This is a genomic window from Fodinibius sp., assembly GCF_041642155.1.
GTDB lineage: Bacteria > Bacteroidota > Rhodothermia > Balneolales > Balneolaceae > Fodinibius.
Window position 1 is genome coordinate 1 of the sequence record NZ_JBEPWZ010000230.1, and the last position, 4,992, is coordinate 4,992.

The 4,992-nt window shown below is 47.2% G+C and carries 5 protein-coding genes; 2 read left to right on the forward strand and 3 right to left on the reverse strand.

Features of this window, described 5'->3' with window-relative positions:
- Both ACESLU_RS11605 and ACESLU_RS11610 read left to right on the forward strand, forming a co-directional pair.
- Window positions 1-356 (forward strand): porin family protein (locus ACESLU_RS11605; protein ID WP_372638813.1); only part of this gene is annotated, 356 nt, incomplete at its 5' end.
- A gap of 268 nt (window positions 357-624) precedes the next feature.
- A complete protein-coding gene (locus ACESLU_RS11610; protein ID WP_372638814.1) occupies window positions 625-1,386 on the forward strand; it encodes a ThuA domain-containing protein in 762 nt (253 codons plus the stop codon).
- 156 nt (window positions 1,387-1,542) lie between these two features.
- Here the strand turns inward: ACESLU_RS11610 and ACESLU_RS11615 are convergent, their stop codons facing one another.
- From ACESLU_RS11615 to ACESLU_RS11625, 3 genes are all read right to left on the reverse strand, one after another.
- A complete protein-coding gene (locus ACESLU_RS11615) occupies window positions 1,543-1,800 on the reverse strand; it encodes a hypothetical protein (RefSeq protein ID WP_372638815.1) in 258 nt (85 codons plus the stop codon).
- 430 nt (window positions 1,801-2,230) lie between these two features.
- On the reverse strand, window positions 2,231-3,526 hold the full coding sequence (locus ACESLU_RS11620; protein ID WP_372638816.1) for a hypothetical protein: 1,296 nt from the start codon (window positions 3,524-3,526) through the stop codon (window positions 2,231-2,233).
- A 135-nt stretch (window positions 3,527-3,661) separates the two neighbouring features.
- Window positions 3,662-4,195, reverse strand: a complete 534-nt coding sequence (locus tag ACESLU_RS11625) for a Yip1 family protein (protein ID WP_372638817.1) — start codon at window positions 4,193-4,195, stop codon at window positions 3,662-3,664.
- Window positions 4,196-4,992 lie beyond the last annotated feature (797 nt).

A 4,992-nucleotide genomic window follows, 5' to 3' on the forward strand; every position in this document is an offset into this window, starting at 1 on the left:
AACTCTCAGAAGGAGATACTGAAAGCACCACCAGACTGGACTATATTGAAGTTCCGGTCGTTGCGAAGTTCGCCTTTATCCTGGATAACCCGATGCTGACCCCTCATGTTTACTTTGGACCCTATGTCGGTTTAAATATGAATGCAGAACAAGAAATCTCTGGCGGGGATAACTCCGGAACGGTTGATATTGAAGACGAAGTTAAAGGTACTGACTTTGGTGTCGTCGTCGGTGCCGGAGCTGATATCACCCGGTTCAATGTCGGTGTACGGTATTCGGCCGGACTTGTCAATGCTTTTGAAGAAGGAGACGGTAAAAATGGTGCCTTTTCGATTGTAGCGGGTATTGATTTCTAAGGTCCGGGCAGACAAACGACACGATTATTTAAAGGCTTCATCGATGCCGATGAAGCCTTTTTTTTATTTTGCCCTGGCCATCCATTTTGGTAGATTATTACCATATAACATAAACTTGCGATACCATTGGGAGAATACAATCTCCTCTTTGTGGAGACGTTCCTATGTAACTTGGATCGGGATAGGTTAAAACCCGGCCTTTGTCCTGGTGTTGCTCTTCGTTGATCAATCTCACATGTTGTTTAACTCTAAATGTCTTTCCCATACTATGAACAGAAATCGTTTTGAGTATTATCTCACCCCGCTGCTTATCGGGATTTTCTTCGTTCTCAGTCTTTCTTATCACCCGGCGGGCGCACAGGACAGGGGAGGAGAGGAATCGGTCCTTCTTTTTACAAAAACCGAAGGCTTTCGCCACGCTTCCATTCCAACGGGCGTTGAAACAGTCCTACGACTGACCGATCAAGAGGGTATCCGCGCCTACCATACAGAAGATGCCGAGTATTTTCACCCGGACAGCCTGCAGGCTTATGATGCCGTTATTTTTCTGAATACCACCGGTGATATCCTGGATACTGCTCAGCAAGAGGCTTTTGAGCAGTATATCCGGCGTGGAGGTGGGTTTTTAGGTATTCATTCTGCTGCTGATACGGAGTACGAATGGCCCTGGTATGGCAGCATGGTCGGTGCGTATTTTACCAGCCACCCGCAAATACAGGAGGCCACCATAGAGGTTCTCGACCGCTCGCATGCAGCCACTTCTTTTTTACCCGAAAAGTGGGTTCGTACCGACGAATGGTATAACTACAAGAATATCAGCAGCAAAATAAAGGTTTTGATGGAGTTGGATGAATCCAGCTATGAAGGAGGAGAAAATGGGGATTTCCATCCGATCGCCTGGTATCATAACTTTGACGGGGGTCGGGCTTTTTACACCGGGCTGGGACACACCGACGAGGCCTATTCAGAACCTTTGTTCCTGGACCACTTGCGGGGGGCGTTGCAGTACGTAATCGGCGCCAAACAATGATCTGATTAAATGCGATATGCAAACGCAGCCGATGCCGGTATCCCGGCTCGGCAATCAGTATCCGTGTCCTTCCCGTCGACAGATTATACATCCACCCTGCCATACGTTAACCCCGGTTATTCATCAGAGAAGTTTTGCAGGCAAGGCGGTCAGCCGCTATTCCTCCTGCCGATTGACGGGCACGATCTGACCCTCAGGGGTGATTTTTTCATTGGGACCCGGCTCTTCCATCGGAAAGTTATCTATTGATACGTCCGGATTGCGATCGTGGGGCACATAGTGCGAATGGGAGCCGTGGGAAACGGCGGTATAAGGCTTTTCATTAAAAAAACCCAGCGCATCGGCAAGGGCAATGCTGGCCAGCACCGCAACCACTGCGATAAAAATATATTTCAGCTTATTTTTCGTTGTCATATATCCTGTTCCTGCTGATTCTAAAACAGCTTTCTGTATCAAAAATAAGACTATCCGGAGAGAACTGAAATTTATTTTCCAATCGTTTTATGAGACCGGATAATACTATTGTCATTATTAGTTTAACAATAAAACGGTTGTCAGGGAGCTCGGTTAAAATCGATCGCAATCAGCGAATGATCGTCCGTGATCACAGATTAACGGTACCATAGCTTCTATATTATACCATAACTACTACATTACAATACAGCATCCATGCCCCAGTCAGGCCTGTACCAAATATGCCGTTATACCAGCCAGGAATCCGGGATCACAGCAGCAACGTACGAACCGCCGGAATTATAAATAACAAAGGCTCTTCCCGAAAAAAGGAAGAGCCTTTGTTTGTTCTCTTAATCAATAGTCAGTTTACACTTATATTGGTTTGCGACTATTCAAACACAAGGAACTGGAGCAAACGCTCTTGTGGTCTCCAGTTGGGGGTAAACTCCGATTCGACCGTGTGATAGGAACTGTAAAAGACACTTCCCTCTCCGGCTTCAAATGAGACGGTAAGGGGACGCACGCCCGAACCGCCGCTCCATTCAACGTCGCCTTCTACCCATTCAGTAACAGCATCTGTGGTTCCGCTGTGCGGTCCTTCGATCACGCCCCATCCGGCTAAAAAGTCCGTAATATGGACAGTATCATCGCTGTTGAGACAGCTTTCTCCCTCAAAACAATCTACATTCGCCAACCACGACTCCAGGTTGTCCTGCAATACGGTCCCGTCGGTTTCAATGCCGGAGTTACCGACTTCTGCATTTCCAAAACCTTCTCGCTCATCTGCGGGCGTGTCCTCACTCCCGTAGTAGTCGACAAATGAGGGAAAGGTTTGCTCTACATAATCATATGCCAAATCGGTGGCATATAAAATCCCTCCTTCCTCGACATACGTCCTCAAAGCGTCCCGGTCCTCCGCACTAAGTATCTCAGTGCCGCCGGACGACTTCAGGTGCGCCGCATGATTATGGGCTTTAGCCTTATTGGGATAAACGGGTAATTCACTTGCTCCGCAATTTATAAAGACGATATCGTAATTAAAGAGATCCCGCTTTCCATCCCCGTCATTATCTTCAAAAAGAGGAGTGGAATTATCCAGAAGGTCAAACTGCTCTGTGCCCGGCACAAGCTGCCCGTAACCGGGTGAGCTATCGTCCGTTTCGACTTCGCCAAATCCTACTTTTGCCAGGATATCCTCCATACGATCCCAGGCCCCTTCTACGACCACTATTTCTCCGTTAAAGCTCTCGCTGGCACCGGGCATGTTAACTTCTCCTATTTCACCGCTTCCCCCGCTAATGTCAATGGTTTGCTCAAAGGCGAAAATGCCTTTAAATATTTTCAGCAGCACATCACTGCTCGAAACGGGGACGTCAAAGGTAAAACTGCCGTCGGCTTCAGTGCAGGTATAGGCGGCGTAGCTCTCCTCCGGCTCTACACAGTCGTCGTCATTGAGGGTCGAAGATGAAACGCCTTTTGCCTTTGCCACTACTTTGTTTGCTCCTTCTTCTCCCGATATATAGACCGTTGCACCGGCAAGCGGGGTGTCTCCGTCCGGGGCCGTCACGGTTCCCGTCACTTCGGTGGTCTCCGTCTCGTCCGGACCCGAGGAACTATCCCCGCAACCCTGAAAGATTAGAAGAAGTGTCGCTAACAGTGTTGCTATTGGTACCTTCGTTTGCATGATATCTATCTTTTTTCTTGATGATTTATGAAGTTCTACTCTGTATATACGTAACTGCTTTTACAAAGAGGCCAAACTATATCTCTCTTGATCTTAGCCTGTAAACGGCTATAAGCCTGCTTCGCAGGCGGCATCTCATGATGTCCACATCGTCGAGGGTCCGATTAAGGTAAAAAGTACAATTTGGATAATGACAATAACCAGGGCCGAAGCAAGGACATATCCAAGCCTTTTATCCTGGGGCGTATTCATCATGGGAATGATGCCTACCCAGAAGAGATAGATGCCGTACAGCCCAAAAAGGCTGACCCATCCAAGGAGAAACGACAAATTGGCTACAATAGCAGCCAGCAGGGAGGGAGTTGCTGCATAAACAACCAGCTTGAAGGCATTATTCAGATTTTTGGTCGAATTGAATTTTTCAGCCAGTTCATTAATGACATACGCAGCGATCACAATTCCTATAAAAGGCGAAATAAACTGGAACACGGCGATGGTTAACGACCAGCTGCCGATAAAGCCGGTGAATACGGCCAGTACGACCAGCGGCAGGACATAATGCAACAGGAGCTCAGCGTTGGACTTCGGCTCCTCTTTGATTCTACGCCATTCCTCCTTAGGATTTAAAATAATCCCTTGTGCCCGGTCAATAATATATTGTATATCCATAGTTAATAGTGGTTGGTTGGGAGATGGAATTTCAGCCTTAAGGTAACGATTTCCGCGAATTAGAAACACATCCATATATACATATAAACATGTAAATACACGAACCCCGATTCCTTTTACATGCGAACCCGCATGCCTGCCCCTAATATCAGCTGGGACATATCATCTCTGCCGATTATATATTTAGCTTCCCCGTAGGTGCGCCCGAACTCTGTTCTTCCCCGCCAGCAACTTTCGTTCACAGCAGCCGTTCCCTGCACCGTGTAATACGTAAAGCCTTTCGGATATGGGTCAAATACTTCGTTGAGCCGAATCGTTCATCAAGCAGTTTGACCGTAAGCAAGTCATCGCTTAAAAAAATGCACGAGGCGCATCCCTCCAAGCATTGGAAAACGGCTTTAAAATTCAACGGGACTCGCGGGTCAATTTTGCAGCACCGAATATGGGGGTAAGAAATACGGGTAACCGCTTGATACGGATGTGTTATTTATCACTGGTGTAGGACTGTCAAGGGCTGTTGATGGGAACCCTTAAAATTCTTTTATATTTGCCAACGCGTATTAAACGGGCTTGTTATAAATTACGATTCATCTTCGCCAGTTCACTTCTCTCAACTCATGAGCGTTATTACAGGATTTCAGCAACAAGGTCACAAATTTCCTCCAACATACTCCGGTGATCGTTGGTTATGGAATTCCTGGAATGCGAATCGATATCAAGCTCGGCTACAAAGTTGCCGTTCTTTCGGACGGGAACCACAATTTCGGCCTTCACATGAATACTGCACGCCAGGTAGT